This window comes from Brevibacillus choshinensis, assembly GCF_016811915.1.
Taxonomy (GTDB): Bacteria; Bacillota; Bacilli; order Brevibacillales; family Brevibacillaceae; genus Brevibacillus; species Brevibacillus choshinensis_A.
Genome location: NZ_CP069127.1, coordinates 2,695,048 through 2,712,817 on the forward strand (window position 1 = coordinate 2,695,048; position 17,770 = coordinate 2,712,817).

Below are 17,770 nucleotides of genomic sequence, written 5' to 3' on the forward strand. Positions count from 1 at the left end.
CCACCTTATTACTCGGGAGACTTTCCATAGTGTCGGCGGATGGCGTCAAGAAGGCGCAGCCAGGCATCCGGAAGTTTGGGAGGGAGCTCTGGGATCTGCTCAGGGATGGGAGAATTGGATTTTTCCTCGTTTTGACCCACGGTGTCGTCTATCCTTTCGTGTCGAGCCAGTCACGTCGAAGGGCAAACAGCTCCCGCAGCTCGTTGGTAGAGAGTTCGGTTATCCACGACTCGCCGCTTCCGACGATCTGTTGACTCAGCGTCAGTTTTCTTTCCATCATTTCATCGATTCGTTCTTCAATGGTTCCGAGAGAGATAAATTTATACACCTGGACGTTCTTGCTTTGTCCGATTCGGTGAGCACGGTCGGTCGCTTGATTCTCGACAGCGGGATTCCACCAGCGGTCGAAGTGAACGACGTGATTGGCCTCGGTCAAATTCAGGCCGGTGCCGCCAGCACGCAAGGAGAGGATAAAGATGGCGCCGCGTTCTTGATCGGGCAAGCTCTCGTTCTGGAAGCGTGAGATCATGTCATCTCTCGCTTCCTTTTTGGTTGAACCATTCAAGAAAAAGACAGGTCCGTATCCTTCCCGAATCAGTACGCGCTGAAGCATATTGCCCATCTCGATGTACTGGGTGAAGATCAGGCAGCGCTCTCCTTTTTGCCGGATATCGCTGATTAATTCCAGCAGACGCTCCAGCTTGTGGGATCGGCTCGCCTCATCTCTGGCCATGCTCTCGCCGAGGAACAAGGCGGGATGATCACAGAGCTGCTTGAGTCTCGAAAGCGTCGTGAGGATGAGTCCGCGCCGTTCCATTGGACTCGTGTTTTCCATGCGGGCGAACATCTCCTGAATGGCAGTTTCATAGAGCGCTCCCTGCTCTGCGGTGAGAGGCACGTATTCCTTGGCTTCATTCTTTTCAGGAAGATCCAGCTGAATATGCGGGTCCGTCTTCACACGCCGGAGCAAGAACGGCTGAATCAGGCGTTGGACTTGCTGGATCAGACTCTGATCCTGATCCCGCTCGATAGGCTGCACATACCGTCTCGCGAATTCGCCGAGGCTTCCTAAATAGCCAGGATTCAAGAAATCAAAAATCGACCATAGCTCGCTCAAACGGTTTTCGATCGGTGTACCAGTCAAGGCGATCCGATGCCAAGCATTCAAATCTCGCACAGCAGAGGCTTGCTTGGTGTAGGCGTTTTTGATGTTTTGCGCTTCATCCAGACAGATCGTATTCCACGTCACCATCGATAGCTCTTCCTCATCCAAATGAGACAAGGCGTATGACGTGATGACCAGATCCGCTCCGGCGATGGCAGGGAGGAAATCCTCCTTCCGTTGCCGCGCATTTCCGTAATGAATAAATACCTTGAGCGAGGGAGCGAATCGTTCCAGCTCCTTCTGCCAGTTTCCGATGACAGAAGTCGGGCAGATCAGTAGCGAGGGGGAGTCCCCGCCTCCTTCCTGCTTCAAGTGGAGTAAATATGTGATGAATTGGACCGTTTTCCCTAGCCCCATGTCATCCGCCAGGCAAGCTCCGAGACCGAATCGGCGGAGGAAGAACAGCCATGAGCTTCCTTCCAGCTGATATTTGCGCAGCGTCCCCTGAAACGCCGGCGGCTGCGCAAGAACGGGAACTTCCTTCGTTTCTTGCAGTTGATGCATCAGCTGCAGCAAATGCTGATTCAACTCCACTTCGACGGAAAGGGGATAGGACTCCTGATCGTAATCCTCTTCCGGCTCATCCTCCAATTCAGCGGGTGCAGTCAAATGCATCTTCATGACATCACGCAAGGTCAGCGCATTTTTCCCTCTCGATTTTTTCAGGGTCTCCTGCAGCTGCAAGAACAGATCAGGGGTCAGCTGCACCCAATGCCCGCGGATTTTAAGCAGTCGCTGCTTCTGCATAATCAACTGTTGGAATTCATCTTCACTGAGCTCGACGGGGCCGAGTGCAAGCTTCCACTCGAAATCCATGAGTTGCGAGATTCCCAAATACGACTGCCGGCTCGCTCCGACAGAGGAGGTGACCTTCGCTTTCAGCTTCGGCTTGACCCGTCTGACCTGTTCCCACCATGCCGGTAAAAAGACGTGGATGCCGGCTTGTACGAGCAATAAACTGCTTGCAGTCAAGAACGTCCAGGCTTGTTCATTTGTGAGATGAGCCCGCAAGATCCCGCTCTTTTCCGACTCTTCCCAAGGCAATATGTCACGGCATTTGTGGATATCATGCAGGAAGCGATCCCAATGCTCCAGCCAGTCAGCCGGTATGCCAGACGATGAGTAGCCATGTGGGGTGTCCAGATCTTGCTCCATGAGAAAGAGGCGGTCCGTTTCTTCACGATCCTGCAAGTAGACGGAAAGCAGCCATTCCCCATAGCTGTCCTCAGCCTCGATCAGGCGCAAACAGGTCCGAAACGGGGTGAGGTCGGGGAGCCAACCGATCGTTTGCAGCCATTCGCGTTCCTCCATATGAGGCGACAAATCCCCACCCATGACGGTCAGGGCAGGGTACTGAGTCAACAACTGATCCCAAGCGAGTCCGACCTCGCTTTTGGAAAACAGCGTCTCCTCCAATGCGAGCGATAGCCATCTGTTTCCAAACGGGGGATAGTCGTCAGGCGTATCGATCAGCTTCCAGCCATAGTGTCCAGCCTTCCATTGGGAAAAATCCGGGGATATGCGTCCGGATGCCAACGCTTTGTGAATGGCATTCGCTGTTTCCTGATAGCTGGAAAACGAATGATCCGTCTTGTATACCATGTGCTCGAGCCAGGCAGGAGTGGCAAAAAAGGAAAGGGCTTCGGAGGGGCTCAGGAGCAATCCTTGCTCGGATTTCTCCAGGAATGTCCCGTAGAACGATTTTTCATCCCAGGCAAACAGCACTCCTGCCAGCTTCTCCGGATCCACCATTTCTCCGTGCGTGCCCGTTCCGGTGATCAAAAAGCGTCCGTCTGCCAATATTTCCGCAGCTAAACCCAGCGTTGTGACAGTGGTCATAAATATAGATTTCCTCTCCTTAGCTCCTCCTGGAAAGCACGCAATCGGTTATGCTTGGCACCCAATTGATCCACGTAGCGCTCCCAACGAGATTCTTGGTTCGCTTTGCTGTAAGCCGTACGAATTTTCTTCAGCAGCTTGATCGCTTCCTTGTATGCGGGACGGTTTCGCTCTGCGATCAGTCGATTCACTTCACGGACGTAGAGCGGGAAGGTCAGCGCGGGATGTGTCTCTTCCAATTCTTTGAGTGGAGCCGTGAGAACATCCGTCAAAGGAACCTGATAAGACATTTGCAAGTCCATCCATTGGCGAAATTGTTTTTGCTCATACAAATACGTTGCGTATTCGTGGAAGCTGCTTGGCAGGAACTGTTTCAGTCCAGCTCCGCATTCTTCGCCTCGTCCTTCTCTCTCCATAGCCTCTTGCCAAATCGCCGCGACGAGCTGGTAATTTTGCGGATCTGCCTGACCGATCAACGAGTGAAGAGCATCCGTCCAAGCCAGGAAGCGAGACCACTTTTCGTTGCGAGCAAACATTTTCAAATATGGAAGGTAGAAAGAGAGAGAGAGTCGCTGATTCGAGCTCCAAATGCGAATAGCCGCCTCGTCTTTCTCTTCCATGACATAAAAGTGGGCACGCAACAGACGATAGACGTCTTTCGCTGAAGATGCAGCGTCAGGATCGCGCATCAAACGGTCGAGATCCTCGATTTCTGACTGAATCCATTCGTCTACCTGAAGCAAGCTCCACCAGAGCAGTTGATAGGCAAATGTCCAATAGAGAGCTGAGGACTCAGTTCCCTTCATCCTTTTGACGGTCAGAAGGGTTTGTTCCAGCAATTCTGGATGCTGATCGCGGAGCCTGGCGTCATCCATGTAGAAAAGGGTCGCTTCCAGCTGCTCGAGGAGTCTCTCTGCAGTCTGGGACAAATCTTGGAACCAATAGGATTGCCGGTTCGTTTTGACAAATTCCTGCAGCTTTAACAGATGAAACACGTTGGCATGTACCGCAAAGAGCTGCGCGCGTTCGGGCGGCCATGCAGCTGCAACTCCGAGTACGTTTTGATAACTCGACAAAAGCTCGGAGGACGCCCGGTACGTCTCCATCGCGGAGGGCAAATTACGGGTCCAGCTCTCAAAAAAGGACCACCAATCCTGAACAGGACTGTCTGGCTTTAGTGGAGATTGTACGGCCGCACCTTCTTGCGGGCTTGGCAATGCCAGGTTTTTATAAGCGGGCACGAGCATGGCGGGAGAGAATCTCGCGCGTCTCGGCTGCTGCGCTCGGGACATGTATTGGCGAGGGTTCTCAAATACGCTGTACATTTGAAAGAAGGTAGCTGCAATGTGCTTGCACAGTCGGGTGTAAGGGCAAGTGCACGTACTGTTCTGGACGTCTTCCAGATCCAAGACGACGCGATATACCTGCGACCCTTGGACGTCACTCGTCAGCAATGTTCCTTTTTCTACACGGGTGTTGAAGACCACGCCATCTGAAAAATAGGAGTAGCCGCGCTCCATCACCGATCCTTCCGCAAAAACAAGGAGCTGTTCTCCCGCCTGCACCGCTTGTTCCCGAGTCAGTTCTCTTTGCAACATTTGGTCAGATCCTCCGCACGAAGTGTCATCCCTCCATTATAACCCAAACAGCGGGGAATGGAAAAAGGAAGAGCGCAACTACTCCGTAATTCCATTGAGATATCGGAAAATCACGTCGTAGAGAGGATCTTTTGACTGGTACAGACTGACCATAGCCTGTTTTCTGCCGTTTTTGCCAAAGAACCAGCCTCCTGTATACCACGCGAGAGGGGATTCGTATCCGTAGGGCCCAAAATACCGTCCTTGTGCATCCGTTCCGCCTGTTGCCCCCAGGCGTAAATACTCGAGCAATTTCTCGCGCTTCGCTTGATCATATGTGACGGCCAAGTCGAACTCGATCATGACTCCCATGTCGTTCTCATAGGCAGATGCCGCGGCTTGACTGATGCTGCGTTGGGGATTGAAGTACGCATTGGGCTGCAGAAAGGCGAGGTCAAAGCCCAAGGATCGCCATTCGTTCCATCCGTTCGCCAGCTGATAGGGAATCCAGATCGACTGCAGGGGAACCCCGTTTTCTTTGCAAGCATGGATTTCCCGATTCACCTCAGTCATGACAAAACGGTCATCGAATGCGCCTCCATACTCGTACAGGCTCTCTTGCAGCCAATAGAAGCCTTTTAGATTCAGGCAGCATTTCAATGGACGGTTTGACCAATTTTCTAGGAACAGGCAAATCCACTCGACGACAGCCCGGATGCGAAGGTGATCACTCGGAAAGATTTGAGGATTGGGATAGGGGAGAGCGATCCAGACGTTCGTGGAAGAAAGAGAGGATCTTTGAACTGCCTGACACAGTGCATCGAGGTTCCGATCGCACAAAAAAAGCTCGTTTTGGTACCGCACCCATTCGTTCCAATTGGCGGGGGCTTTCTCGTTACGAGGCAGGAATCGGCCTTCGCCGGATTCATTCAAGATTCCCAGTGCGAGAAACAAAAAATCGGTAAACATCGTTCCGTCCACGCAGCCGGTGACTTCATCCGTATGTGTCAGGAGTGGAAGAAAATCAGTAGGCTCCCAAAACTGATAGTGAGGCGTACCATCCGTACCAATGCTGTAACCCGTATAGGCGAGAAACAGCTGATCGATCTGTCCTTTGCTCAAAGAAGGATATGGAGACACGGATCACCACCGCTTTCCCCGAGGATTGGAGCTATCATCCTTCATGTATATGAAAAAACGGCTTGGACTATCCGTGCTCCTGAAGTGCAAGCTGGATGATGTTGAATGTTTATGGAAGGTTTATGACTGATTTTGAACGAAAATGATTGTTTATGAAAGGTGCCTGCGATATAATCAGGGACAAGAAGCACAAAGAGGAGGTAACCATGCTAACTCCTGAGCGCCATCAACTCATTTTATCCTTGCTCAAAGAGAGAGATACGGTTCGCATCAATGAACTGGTTGAAATGACAGGGGCCTCAGAGTCCACGATCCGTCGTGACCTGAGTGAACTGGAAGAGCAGTCCCTTCTGAAACGTGTACACGGAGGAGCATCCTCCCTGCAAAACAAGATAGAAGAACCGACGATGCTGGAAAAATCGGTCAAATACGAGCGGGAGAAGACGGCTATCGCCAAATATGCCGCAAGCCTGGTGAGCGAACGGGACTCGATCTTTATCGACGCAGGCTCGACGACCTCGCGCATGGTTCCCTTTTTGCCATACGAGAATATCGTGGTGGTCACGAACAGTCCGGACATCGGGATTCAGCTGATCAAGCGAAACATCAAGACATTTCTTCTTGGTGGTGAATTGAAAGCGGCTACATGGTCACTGGTTGGGCGGGATGCGATCAAATCGATTGGACAGTATCGATTTGACAAATGCTTTATCGGCACAAATGGAATCGATCTCACCCATGGGCTGACGACTCCCGACCCGGACGAAGCCTACGTGAAGCAACTGGCTTTGCAGTATTCGGACAGACGCTTTGTCCTTGCCGATTCATACAAATTCAATCGAGTGACCTTTGCCAAAATGGGGGACTTCTCCCATGTGACCGTCGTCACAGACGATGGGCTGGGGGCGGATGACCAGGTAGCGTACGGCAAATTAACGACAATAAAAGTGGTGAGAGCATGATCTACACAGTAACCTTGAACCCGTCCATCGACTATCACGTGTGGATCGAGACGATGACGGAGGGCGCCATCCACCAGGCACAAAAAGAGTGGAAGGCTGCCGGCGGCAAAGGGATCAATGTCTCCAAGGTCTTGCACAATCTGGGGAGCGCGAGTGTTGCATTGGGATTTGTAGGAGGCTTCACAGGCTCCTTTATCCGGCAGCAGCTCGAGCAGGAAGGGATAAAACACCGTTTCATCCCCATTTCTGAAGATTCGCGCGTGAACATCAAGATCAAGGCAGAGCGGGAGACGGATCTTAGCGGAGTTTCCCCGCACATTCCCAAAGAGGCCTTAAAACAGCTGCTGGACCAACTCGATCAGCTGGAGCGCAATGATTTTCTCGTGCTTGCGGGAAGCGTTCCGGAAAGCTTGCCAGCAGATATTTACAGATTGATCATGCAGCGGATGAATGAGATTGGCGTCCATGTCATTTTGGATGCAAAGGGAACGGCGCTGGGCAATGCGCTGGCAGAAAAGCCGTTTTTGATCAAACCGAACCATCATGAATTGGGAGATTTGTTCGGAGTCTCGGTAACGACGCCGGAAGACGCTGTTCTCTATGGGAGGCGGGCATTGGAGATGGGTGCGTCCAACGCTATTGTCTCCATGGCAGGGGATGGAGCCGTTTTTGTCAATCGTACAACTGCTCTTTTAGCTCAGTTCCCCAGACAGCAGCTCGTCAATTCGATTGGAGCAGGCGATTCTATGGTTGCCGGTTTCTTGTATGCGTATACACGCGGTCAGGGCGAAAAAGAAGCCTTTCGTTATGCGGTTGCAGCTGGTAGTACGACCGCCATCTCGGAAGGATTCTGCACACCCGAGAAGATCCAAGCGTTTCTACCAACAATCTCGATTACAGAGCTATGAGAGGGGGCATCACTCATTATGCAAAATCAAATTCGGATCGCAGACCTTCTGAAGGCCGACACCATCGTTATTCCATTGACTGCGACGACAAAGGATGCGGTATTGGACGAATTGATTGACCGTTTGGATCAAGCCGGTCGATTGAATAGCAAGGAAGGCATGAAGTCATCCATTTTGGCGCGCGAAGCACAAGGCTCGACGGGAATCGGCGAGGGAATTGCCATTCCCCACGCAAAGACTGGCGCAGTGAAGCAGCCGAGCATTTGCTTTGGATTGTCACCGGAAGGGGTCGACTTTGATTCTCTCGATCAGCAAAAAGCACATCTGTTCTTCATGATTGCGGCTACCGAAGACGCCAATCAGGCTCACTTGGAAACACTCGCCTTGCTTTCTCAAATGCTGATGGATGATGCCGTCCGCCAGCAATTGATGACGGCCACGACAAAAGAGCAGGTGCTCGAACTCCTCACGAAAAAAGAGCGGGAAATGAACGGCGAGGATGAAAGTATCGAGGTGGAAAGAGCAGATTTTGGATCGGCAGCCAAAATCGTTGCCGTCACGGCATGCCCGACAGGTATCGCCCATACGTACATGGCTGCGGACGCCCTCAAGAAAAAAGCTGGTGAGCTGGGCATCGCGCTCAAGGTCGAGACGAATGGTTCAGGTGGGGTAAAAAACAAGCTGACCGAACAGGATATCGCCGAAGCGACCGCTGTCATCGTGGCTGCGGACAAGCAGGTGGAAATGGACCGATTCGCAGGCAAAACGGTGATCGAGGTGCGCGTAGCGGAAGGGATTCGCGATCCGGAAGGCCTGCTGACGCGCGCGCTCAACCAGGATGGACCGACTTATCAGGCAAAAAACAGCGGTCAGTCAGGAGGCAGCAAAAGCCAGAAACGAGAGTCTTACTTCTATAAACATCTGATGAATGGCGTCTCGAACATGCTGCCGTTCGTCGTCGGCGGAGGAATTATCATCGCATTGAGCTTTATGTTCGGCATCAAGGCGTCTGATCCCAATGATCCGTCCTTCCATCCATTTGCCAAAATTCTGATGGATATCGGCGGGGGCAGTGCCTTTGCCCTGATGATCCCGGTATTGGCAGGCTTTATCGCAATGAGCATTGCGGATCGACCAGCCTTTGCGCCGGGTATGGTGGGAGGGATGCTGGCGACATCGGCAGGAGCAGGCTTCTTGGGCGGTTTGATTGCCGGCTTTTTGGCAGGCTACGTCGTGGTTCTGCTGCGCAAGGCATTTTCCAGATTGCCGGTTTCGCTGGAAGGCATCAAGCCGATGCTGTTGTACCCGCTATTCGGCATTTTGATCACTGGTTTCATCATGATTTACGTCGTATCGGGTCCTGTGGCCGCCATCAATGGAGCACTGGGCGACTGGCTGAAAAACATGAATTCCGGCAATGCGGTGCTGCTCGGACTGGTGCTCGGGGCGATGATGTCCTTTGACATGGGCGGCCCGCTGAATAAAGCAGCCTTCACCTTTGGCATCGCAATGATTGCGGAAGGAAGCTATACTCCGCACGCTGCGATCATGGCAGCTGGGATGACTCCGCCATTGGGACTTGCACTGGCTACCACGTTGTTCAAGAAAAAATTCACAGACGAAGAGCGTCAGGCAGGCAAAACGGCATACGTGCTCGGAGCATCCTTCATTACCGAGGGAGCGATCCCGTTTGCGGCAGCGGATCCGACCCGCGTCATTCCATCGATCATGATCGGTTCAGCCGTAGCAGGTGGCTTGTCCATGTATTTCGGATGCACCTTGCCTGCTCCCCACGGTGGATTATTCGTCCTGCCGGTCGTAGGCAATGTCGGGATGTATATCGTTTCGATCCTCGCAGGAACCGTGGTCACAGCTCTGATGCTGAGGCTGCTGAAAAAAGACATTTCAGAATGATAACGAAACAGGAGTGAAGAGCTATGGTAGCAAAAACATTCGTCATTCAAAATCCAACAGGCTTGCATGCCCGCCCGGCGTCCTTGTTTGTACAAAAAGCAGCATCGTTCCCGTGCGAGGTGCAGGTCATCAAAGGAAGCAAGAAGGTAAATGGAAAAAGCATCATGGGTGTGATGGCTCTGGGTGCAGCGAAAAACGATGAAATCATCCTGGAAGTGACCGGTGACCGCGAAGAGGAAGCGCTGGAGGAGTTGGGAAAAGTCCTCACTCAGGTACACGGGTAAGCGAAGTTCAACACACGAGGGAAATGCCGCTGGTCTTCACGGAAGCCAGCGGTTATTTTCATATGTACAACTCCGAAGCAGAGGGAAAATACGATCCAGCCAACCAGTCAGTGAACGGGTTGGCTATTTTTTTGGTATGGGCTGGGAATGATGAAACTATGGAAAGAGGGGAAGGATGGTAAAAATGGCCCACAAAAAATCAAAAAAGAAACGCATCATTTCGAGAGCGTTCATCATTGTAATCGGCGCATTGCTCGTCTCCGTAGGACTGGAAATATTCCTGGTTCCCAATCACATCATCGACGGTGGAATAACGGGTCTGTCGATCATGCTGTCCCATTTGACAGGGCTCCATCTCGGCCTGTTTTTATTCGTATTGAACCTGCCCTTTTTGCTAATCGGGTACAAACAAATCGGCAAAACGTTCGCCATCTCCACCTTATTTGGCGTCGCGGTCATGTCTGTCGGCACCGCACTGCTGCTGCCTGTTCCCAGCCTGACTCACGACCTGCTGCTGTCAGCGGTTTTCGGTGGCATTATCGTGGGGATCGGCGTTGGCCTGGTGATCCGGGCAGGGGGGTCGCTGGACGGCACGGAGATCGTAGCGATTTTGCTCACGAAAAAAAGCCCGTTTTCCGTTGGGGAAGTGGTCATGTTCTTCAACATCTTCATCCTGGCCAGCGCGGGCTTCATTTTTGGCTGGGATCGGGCGATGTACTCGTTGATCGCTTACTACATTGCCTACAAAATGATCGATCTGACGATGATTGGTCTCGAGCAGTCACGTTCCGTCTACATCATCAGCGACTTTCCGGACGAGATCGGGGATGCGCTTGCGGCGCGATTGGGCAGAGGCATTACCTATTTGAGCGGAGAAGGCGGATATTCCGGTGAAGACAAAAAAGTGATATTCTGCGTCATCACCCGCCTGGAGGAAGCCAAGCTGAAGTCCATCGTCGAGGAAATCGACCCCTCAGCGTTCTTGGCGATTGGCCACATTCACGATGTTTCAGGGGGACGTTTTAAAAAGAAAAACATTCATTAATGCCCTTTCATACAGAAAACCCTTGCTACGGAAACTCTTTCTGCATGCAAGGGTAATGCGAGGTGATTGTTTTTTCAGAACCTTGTAAATCCATTGTTGATTTTTAAGCTTTATGAACTTATGATAAATCTATCAAAAATGAAACTGAAGTTCCGAAATTCGGAATTTCAAGAATCGGCGAGCGAAAAGGATGGTGAACCATGCATACAAGCATGATCTGGAGCAATGAAGGCATCTTTTTTTCGTTGAACGGAAAAGCGGCGCCAAAAGGAATTCGCAATCGTATGACAGTGCCGTCTGCGGCGTCGAGCTGGGAATCTGCAGCTATGGTAGAGCTGGCAGGCAGGCTTGGACTTCATCTGCCGGATTTGCCTCTGCCAGTCTTTGAGAACTTGTTTGTAGCAGATGTGCTCGACCCTCACTCACATGAAAGCCTTCCAAAGGGTCATCGGCCATTCCACCTCGTTCTCGGCTATGACTGGAAATGGCTGGAGTCAGTCGTGGGGGAGCGTATTCAACCGTTGCAAACCTTTCGTCAGGGGAATCAACAGGAGAGCGGGATCCTGCATGTGATCGAGAAGGAAGAGGAGACGATTCTTGTCGTAACGGGAACCTCACCCCAAATGACGCTCCATGCTGCTCGAACACTGGTATCGGAGCGTTTCGAGCAAAGAACCCTTGAAGAAGCAACTCCGATGCTCATTCCCGCTGACGGTTTGCCTCCAGCCGCTGCAGCCAATCCGGAAACGAAACCAACGAAGCGGTACTCCCTGCACAATCTGTTTACGACGGATGGAATCTTCCAAAAGAAAGAAGGCGAGCTGCTCCCGACGCTCGATGTCCATTTGGCGGTTGCAAATGCGGAACATGAGCAAACGGTCGCTTTCGTTGAATTAGCCGCAAGATTGGCACAAGCAGCTGGGTACGTCTGTTTCCCCATGACTCTGACAAACGAAGAAGAAGCGGCTCAAAAACGATTTGTCATCGAATTTGTTGCAGATGGCGAGGACGAGTCCAATCCACCTTGTCTGCAGCTGGATGATCAACATCATGCACTCAAACTGACTAGTCCCTCAGGAAAGCTGGTTCCTTTTATTCGTGAGTTTCTCCATGAGGGATTGAAGCCTTTGGATTCTTGGCAAGAGGACACATGGCGCCATCGCTTTGCGAATCTGACGGGCAGCAGTCCTGACGTCTCTGTTCGCGCACGGCTTGGATTGCAAGCGTTTTCCCAGAACGAGACCGAAGCGCTTCAGTCCTTGCAGGTACCAGAGCATCTCTCTCAGCCGATCGAGCTTTGGCACAACTACGTCGGGCATGACGTGGCTATCCAGATTGAAGCAGAAGAGCCGATTTGGACCGCTAAATGGGACGATCCTGGCGAGCTTGAGGAGATGAAGAGCTACCTGCTCGAACAATGGAAGCGAATGCCGGCAGGACCACATGCGGTTTCGTCTCTGGAAATCGAAGTGACGACAACCGCTAGCGAGCAGACCTTTTGGGAATGGGCAGCACAGCTTCAGCCCCATTTCCTGGAGCAATGGGGAGTGTCGGTACGATTCGTGTATCGGGATGCCAACAAATCTGGATTGAATTGGGCCATGCAGGAAGTCCTTCCTGCCATCAAGCAGCTCACCGGGATTCGACACATCCAGGTGCGGGCGCGTTCCTTCCAGTCGAGTGAGAAGCATCTGGATCTGGTCCATCGTTATTTGCAGGAACTGTATCCGTTTGACTCCATTTTGGCTCGGGAATTGGGCCTCCCACTCGAACAGATCTCACTCTCACTGGGAAATGACGCTGACTCACCCATGTTCGAAGTCGTGGCGTTTGACCAGGAAGGTCGAGAACTGGAGGCATGGAGCTGGGAAGGATGGGTAGAAAGCTTGCCTTACATGCCTGGTCAGCCAAAGCGCGGTCATGTGATGGTTCCTTTTGCAGGTGTCCGCATGTATGAAGGGGCCACCGGTTCTGAGCTTGCCAGTCAGTCCTTTCCGACCAATCCCTATCGCTTCTGGAAGTGGTATCAAGGGCACGTGCTTCCTCAAGTTTTGGGACAGGTAGGAGATCTTGCAGGCGTTCCCAAGTTCTCCCGACTGGAATGTCATGTGGGGATGGATGCGGTCGAGAAGAAGGTGCCGCATTTGGAGGAGAACAGCTCCGTGTTGGAAGCCTTGCATGAAGACATTTACTTCTACACCTTGCACGCCATGCATGATCACGGGAAAAAGGTGGGAGACCCTGAGTGGGACGCACCAGGCGGAATTCTGCCCTTCATGCACGTGCAGCGGGGAGTCAAGCCATGGGCGAGTGTTTCCTTGTATGCGTTTCCGAGCGATCATCGTGTCTCTATCGTCTACCGTGGAGGAGGAGTTGAGATCCTCACGCCGCATGATCAAGCGTACTTCCGGACTGCGAGAGTGACGGGGATGACCGCTGCGGAAACGGAGTGGACCTTTGCTTTCCAAGGCATTGAAGGAGCACTGCTGGAGGAGCAATGCGGGAACTGGCTAGCTGCAGCTGCATCAGAGCCATCACTCATTCAGCGAGTTGCCGAGGGGCATGGGAAGAAGTCCATTTGGGAGGATGTTTTCGTCAATGAAGATGTCCAGCAGTGGCTCGAGTCGAGGATGAATCAAATCCCGGGCAATGTGACTCCCCTCGATTATTCCTTGAACGGACGCTGGATCTGGATGACAGAGCTGTTTTCGAGCGGGACTCGCAGCACGCTGTCCGCACGCTCAGAAAAACACGGGTTGTACAAGCCTACCTTCTTCATCAACGCGAGACATCATGCGAACGAGGTATCCAGTACAAATGCCGCTTTGCAATTGATCGAGAAGATCGCGGATGACCCGGAAGTGCTCGAATCGCTCAATCTGGTGATCATCCCACTGGAAAATACGGACGGAGCGGCTCTGCATGCAGAAATGGCGAAGGAAAATCCGTGCTGGAAACACCATGCAGCCAGGTACAATGCGTGCGGTTTGGAATTTGCGAAGTATCGGTTCCAGGATGGCGTCTCATTTGGAGAAAGCCGTGTCTACCCGAAAGTATGGGAGCGTTGGGCACCCGACATCGTACTGGATGATCACGGAATACCGTCTCATGAATGGATTCAGCCGTTCAGCGGGTACAACAGTCCGCCACGCTTTCCGGTGTCCTACTGGATTCCGAGTGCGAGGATGTACACGATCTGGCGGGAGCTGATCGAAGCGTCAGCTGTGCAGCGTGAAGCCTATCAGTCAATCCGTTCACATCTCACGAAAAGGCTCGACGAAGATCCACAAGTGGCGGCAGACAACAAAGATTGGCTCCAAACGTACAGGCGTTGGGGGAATGACTTCGACCCTGTTCATTTTCCGATTGAATTGTCCAACGGCAGTATCGCATATACGCGGGATAGTCCGATCAATCGCACATCGCATGACCTCATTGAACGATTCCCCGAATGGGTCACCGCTGATCTGATGACAGAGGTCAATGACGAAACGGTGTACGGTGTTGAATTGGCGGCTTGCCGGCATGCCCATCACGTCGTTCACCAAGCGATTGTTGATTGGATGAAAGATAGACCGATTCAAGTACAAGTAAGCCAGCAGCACATGGAGAGTGGGAAGACACGGATTGGTCTAGAACGCTCCAGACCCCTGTAGGCAACCAAACAAATCCACCACAGCTCGAAGGGAGTTTTATTATGGTTCTGATCGGTGTTGCCATCGTCATCATTGGGTTCATCGTCCGTCTTAATCCACTTTTGGTGGTAACGGTAGCAGGTCTCGTGACGGGACTGGTTGCCAAGCAGCCGCTGTACGACATCATTGAGCAGTTTGGCAAAGCGTTTACGACCAATCGGTACATGGCAATCTTTATCGCCACACTGCCGGTGATCGGTTTGCTGGAACGCTATGGGCTTCGGGAACAAGCAGAATCTGTTGTCGCCAAAATCAAGGCAGCGACGGCAGGGAGAATCATTAATGTGTACTTCATCATTCGCGAGGTGGCAGCCGTTTTCGGCCTGACATCGATTGGTGGACATGCCCAGATGGTGCGGCCGTTGGTAGCCCCGATGGCAGAAGGGGCAGCGGAAGCCAAATACGGGAAAGACATACCGGATGATGTTCGGCAAAAAATCCGTGCTCACTCTGCAGCGGCAGATAACATCGGCGTATTTTTCGGAGAGGATGTGTTTATTGCGATCGGGGCCATCTTGCTCATGAAAGGCTTCTTCGACCAGAACAACATCCCATCAGATCCGCTCCAAATGGCCATGTGGGCGATTCCTACCGCGATCGCAGCTCTCATCGTGCACAGCATTCGGCTGAATATGCTGGATCGTTCGCTTGATCGACGACTCGGAAAGCCAAAAAGCAATTCGGTAGGAAAGGGGGAATAAGCCTTGTTTATCTCGATTGAAGCGGTATACGTATTTTTGGGATTGATCACTCTACTGGGCAGCTTGTACACATTTCGCGATCAAAAAAATCCGCGACGTCTCACGTCAGGCATCTTTTATTTCCTGTATGGGATCAGCTTGCTACTCGGCAGCGTCATTCCACCGTTTATCATGGGGCTCCTGGTCATCGTCATGGTCATCATCGTGGGTGCGGGTGGATTGAAAGTAGGCAGCTACGGAGAAGCAAGTGGGGAAGAGCGTCAGCAAAACCGCAAGCGCTTGGGCAACTGGCTGTTCCTGCCTGCCTTGCTCATTCCGATCATTACGATCCTGGGCACGACAGGTATGAAAGATGTAAAAATCGGGGAGCTGTTCATCCTTGATCAAAAGAATATCACTCTGGTATCGCTCGCACTTGCTACGCTCATTTCCTTGATTGTCGGAGTCGTGATGACCAAGAGCCGTCCAATGGTACCGGTCAAAGAATCGCGTCGTTTGCTGGAAGCGATCGGTTGGGCGGCGGTACTTCCGCAAATGCTGGCTACACTCGGTACCATCTTTACAAGTGCAGGAGTAGGAAAAGTCGTCTCCGATGTGGTTAGCACCATCATTCCGACGCACTCCTTGTTCTGGGTTGTTTTCGCGTACTGTGTAGGAATGGCCTTGTTTACCATGATCATGGGGAATGCGTTCGCCGCTTTTCCCGTGATGACAGCGGGGATCGCGGTGCCTTTGCTGATTGGCCAATTTGGCGTGGATGCCAATCATCTGGCGGCGATCGGGATGTTTGCGGGCTATTGCGGCACACTGATGACTCCGATGGCGGCCAACTTCAATATCGTTCCTGCTGCACTCCTTGATTTGAAAGACAAAAACCATGTCATACGTGTACAAGTGCCGACCGCACTGATTCTCTTGGGTTTCAACATTGCACTGCTCTACTTTATTTCTCTCTAAGCAAAAGTAGGGACGGAGGGTGCTGCCCCTTGCCATTGTTTGGAATTGCCAAGTTTTCTAATGATGAAACTAATGATAAAATATGGACAAATAGTACCTGAATACGGGGGATAAGTAGCGTCCATGATCCAGAATAAAAACAAAACGGTGGTAAAGTCGATGGAGCTGCTCAATCTCTTTATTGAGCACTCCCGGCTGAGCCTCAATGAAATGGTAGAGCTGTCAGGCATCCCGAAAACGTCGATTCACCGAATGGTAGGTTCCTTGGAAGGCATGGACTTCCTGCAAAAAGGGGAGGACGGCAAATACTCACTGGGACTGTTGTTCCTGCAGTTCGGACAGCTCGTTGCAGAGCGGCTGGATATTCGGCAGATTGCTTTGCCCGCTATGACGGCATTGCGGGATCGAGCAGAAGAGGCTGTGAATCTCATCATCCGCGATGGTAAAGAAGCGATCTATGTCGAAAAGCTCGATACGAATCATCCTGTGCGGCTCTACACCAAAATTGGCAGAAGGTCTCCTTTGTATGCAGGAGCGTGCTCTAGAATCATCCTTTCTTATATGGAAGAAAAAGAACGCGAGCGGTATTTGCAGGAGGTTGAGCTGGTGGCGATCGGCCATGGCACGATTATCGATATCGAGCGCCTCCGCCAGGAACTGAAGCTGGCTCGAGAAAAGGGATACACCATCAGCTATTCCGAGCTGGAGAATGATACGGTATCCATTGCCGCTCCAATCTTTGACCATACGTCGCGTTTGGCAGCGGGCATCAGTATCGCAGGTCCGCAAGTGAGATTTGGAGAAGAACGCCTTCCGGAGCTGATTCATCAATTGCAAAAAACAGCAGAAGAAATATCGCGGGAGCTGGGATGGCGCGGACCGCAGTAATCCGGTCAAGTTAGATACTTTGACGATCATGGGAGGGGACGAATCATGAAAACGGTACTCGTAACCGGATTTGATCCATTTGGCGGTGAAACGATCAATCCCGCTTGGGAATCGGTAAAACGCCTTGCGGATGCTTCATCGGCTGACTATAAAATCGTGGTGAGACAGATTCCCACTGTTTTTGATCGTTCCTTGGAGCATCTCTATGCGGCGATCGAGGAAACGAAGCCAGACCTAGTTCTTTGCATCGGCCAGGCAGGCGGTCGAACAGATATCACGGTTGAACGGGTAGCGATCAATGTAAATGACGCACGCATCCCTGACAACGAAGGAAACCAGCCGATCGATACACCTGTAGTGCAGGGCGGACCTGCCGCATACTGGTCGACCTTGCCGATCAAAGCGATCGTGAAGGAGCTTCGGGAAAAAGGGGTTCCGGCTTCCGTTTCGCAGACGGCAGGTACGTTTGTGTGCAATCACCTGTTTTACGGGTTGATGCATGTCATCGCCACGAAGCATCCGTCCATTCGCGGGGGGTTCATCCACATTCCCTATTTGCCAGAGCAGGCAGCACGTCTGTCCGGGCAGCCGAGTATGGCGGTAGAAACCATTGTATCGGGACTGCGAGTCGCCATCGATGCAGCACTTGCGAATGAAGAAGATGTCGTATTGACAGGTGGACAGATCAGTTAAGC

At 52.0% G+C, this 17,770-nt stretch carries 13 protein-coding genes; 10 read left to right on the top strand and 3 right to left on the bottom strand.

Annotated elements, in window-relative coordinates; translation table 11 throughout:
• Positions 1-148 precede the first annotated feature (148 nt).
• The 3 genes from JNE38_RS13740 to JNE38_RS13750 form a co-directional block, all read right to left on the bottom strand.
• Positions 149-3,004, bottom strand: a complete 2,856-nt coding sequence (locus JNE38_RS13740) for a DEAD/DEAH box helicase (RefSeq protein ID WP_203357052.1) — start codon at positions 3,002-3,004, stop codon at positions 149-151.
• The gene (locus tag JNE38_RS13745) at positions 3,001-4,602 is read right to left on the bottom strand and encodes an SWIM zinc finger family protein (protein ID WP_203357053.1); all 1,602 of its coding nucleotides are present in this window, start codon (positions 4,600-4,602) and stop codon (positions 3,001-3,003) included. The genes JNE38_RS13740 and JNE38_RS13745 overlap by 4 nt, the downstream gene beginning before the upstream one ends.
• A gap of 78 nt (positions 4,603-4,680) precedes the next feature.
• Positions 4,681-5,721: a DUF4855 domain-containing protein gene (locus JNE38_RS13750; RefSeq protein ID WP_203357054.1), complete on the bottom strand. Its 1,041-nt coding sequence runs from the start codon at positions 5,719-5,721 to the stop codon at positions 4,681-4,683.
• A 206-nt stretch (positions 5,722-5,927) separates the two neighbouring features.
• On the opposite strand from JNE38_RS13750, the gene JNE38_RS13755 reads away from it, so the two are divergent.
• The 10 genes from JNE38_RS13755 (at position 5,928) to pcp (ending at position 17,768) form a co-directional block, all read left to right on the top strand.
• Positions 5,928-6,683 (top strand): DeoR/GlpR family DNA-binding transcription regulator, encoded by a 756-nt coding sequence (locus JNE38_RS13755; RefSeq protein ID WP_203357055.1) that lies wholly within the window; start codon positions 5,928-5,930, stop codon positions 6,681-6,683.
• On the top strand, positions 6,680-7,591 hold the full coding sequence (pfkB, locus tag JNE38_RS13760; protein WP_203357056.1) for a 1-phosphofructokinase: 912 nt from the start codon (positions 6,680-6,682) through the stop codon (positions 7,589-7,591). The genes JNE38_RS13755 and pfkB overlap by 4 nt, the downstream gene beginning before the upstream one ends.
• An 18-nt stretch (positions 7,592-7,609) precedes the next feature.
• Complete coding sequence (locus tag JNE38_RS13765) at positions 7,610-9,505, top strand: PTS fructose transporter subunit IIABC (RefSeq protein WP_203357057.1); 1,896 nt, start codon at positions 7,610-7,612, stop codon at positions 9,503-9,505.
• Between the two features lie 23 nt (positions 9,506-9,528).
• Positions 9,529-9,789 carry an HPr family phosphocarrier protein gene (locus tag JNE38_RS13770; protein ID WP_203357058.1) on the top strand — a complete coding sequence of 87 codons (261 nt, stop codon included), beginning with the start codon at positions 9,529-9,531 and terminating at the stop codon, positions 9,787-9,789.
• A 184-nt stretch (positions 9,790-9,973) separates the two neighbouring features.
• Positions 9,974-10,834, top strand: coding sequence for a YitT family protein (locus JNE38_RS13775; RefSeq protein WP_428993704.1), 861 nt, complete (start codon positions 9,974-9,976; stop codon positions 10,832-10,834).
• Between the two features lie 200 nt (positions 10,835-11,034).
• Positions 11,035-14,490, top strand: coding sequence for a M14 family metallopeptidase (locus JNE38_RS13780; RefSeq protein ID WP_203357060.1), 3,456 nt, complete (start codon positions 11,035-11,037; stop codon positions 14,488-14,490).
• 41 nt (positions 14,491-14,531) lie between these two features.
• Positions 14,532-15,230: a DUF969 domain-containing protein gene (locus JNE38_RS13785; protein ID WP_203357061.1), complete on the top strand. Its 699-nt coding sequence runs from the start codon at positions 14,532-14,534 to the stop codon at positions 15,228-15,230.
• A 3-nt stretch (positions 15,231-15,233) separates the two neighbouring features.
• The gene (locus tag JNE38_RS13790) at positions 15,234-16,187 is read left to right on the top strand and encodes a DUF979 domain-containing protein (RefSeq protein WP_203357062.1); all 954 of its coding nucleotides are present in this window, start codon (positions 15,234-15,236) and stop codon (positions 16,185-16,187) included.
• A gap of 123 nt (positions 16,188-16,310) precedes the next feature.
• Complete coding sequence (locus tag JNE38_RS13795) at positions 16,311-17,075, top strand: IclR family transcriptional regulator (protein WP_203357063.1); 765 nt, start codon at positions 16,311-16,313, stop codon at positions 17,073-17,075.
• 45 nt (positions 17,076-17,120) lie between these two features.
• Entirely contained in the window at positions 17,121-17,768 is a 648-nt protein-coding gene (pcp, locus tag JNE38_RS13800; RefSeq protein ID WP_203357064.1) for a pyroglutamyl-peptidase I, read from the top strand.
• Positions 17,769-17,770 lie beyond the last annotated feature (2 nt).

Coding starts and splice junctions, on each gene's coding strand:
- JNE38_RS13795 (WP_203357063.1), top strand. CDS start 16,311: ATGATCCAGAATAAAAACAAAACGGTGGTAAAGTCGATGGAGCTGCTC.
- JNE38_RS13740 (WP_203357052.1), bottom strand. CDS start 3,004: ATGACCACTGTCACAACGCTGGGTTTAGCTGCGGAAATATTGGCAGAC.
- JNE38_RS13770 (WP_203357058.1), top strand. CDS start 9,529: ATGGTAGCAAAAACATTCGTCATTCAAAATCCAACAGGCTTGCATGCC.
- pcp (WP_203357064.1), top strand. CDS start 17,121: ATGAAAACGGTACTCGTAACCGGATTTGATCCATTTGGCGGTGAAACG.
- JNE38_RS13775 (WP_428993704.1), top strand. CDS start 9,974: ATGGCCCACAAAAAATCAAAAAAGAAACGCATCATTTCGAGAGCGTTC.
- JNE38_RS13765 (WP_203357057.1), top strand. CDS start 7,610: ATGCAAAATCAAATTCGGATCGCAGACCTTCTGAAGGCCGACACCATC.
- JNE38_RS13780 (WP_203357060.1), top strand. CDS start 11,035: ATGCATACAAGCATGATCTGGAGCAATGAAGGCATCTTTTTTTCGTTG.
- pfkB (WP_203357056.1), top strand. CDS start 6,680: ATGATCTACACAGTAACCTTGAACCCGTCCATCGACTATCACGTGTGG.
- JNE38_RS13785 (WP_203357061.1), top strand. CDS start 14,532: ATGGTTCTGATCGGTGTTGCCATCGTCATCATTGGGTTCATCGTCCGT.
- JNE38_RS13745 (WP_203357053.1), bottom strand. CDS start 4,602: ATGTTGCAAAGAGAACTGACTCGGGAACAAGCGGTGCAGGCGGGAGAA.
- JNE38_RS13755 (WP_203357055.1), top strand. CDS start 5,928: ATGCTAACTCCTGAGCGCCATCAACTCATTTTATCCTTGCTCAAAGAG.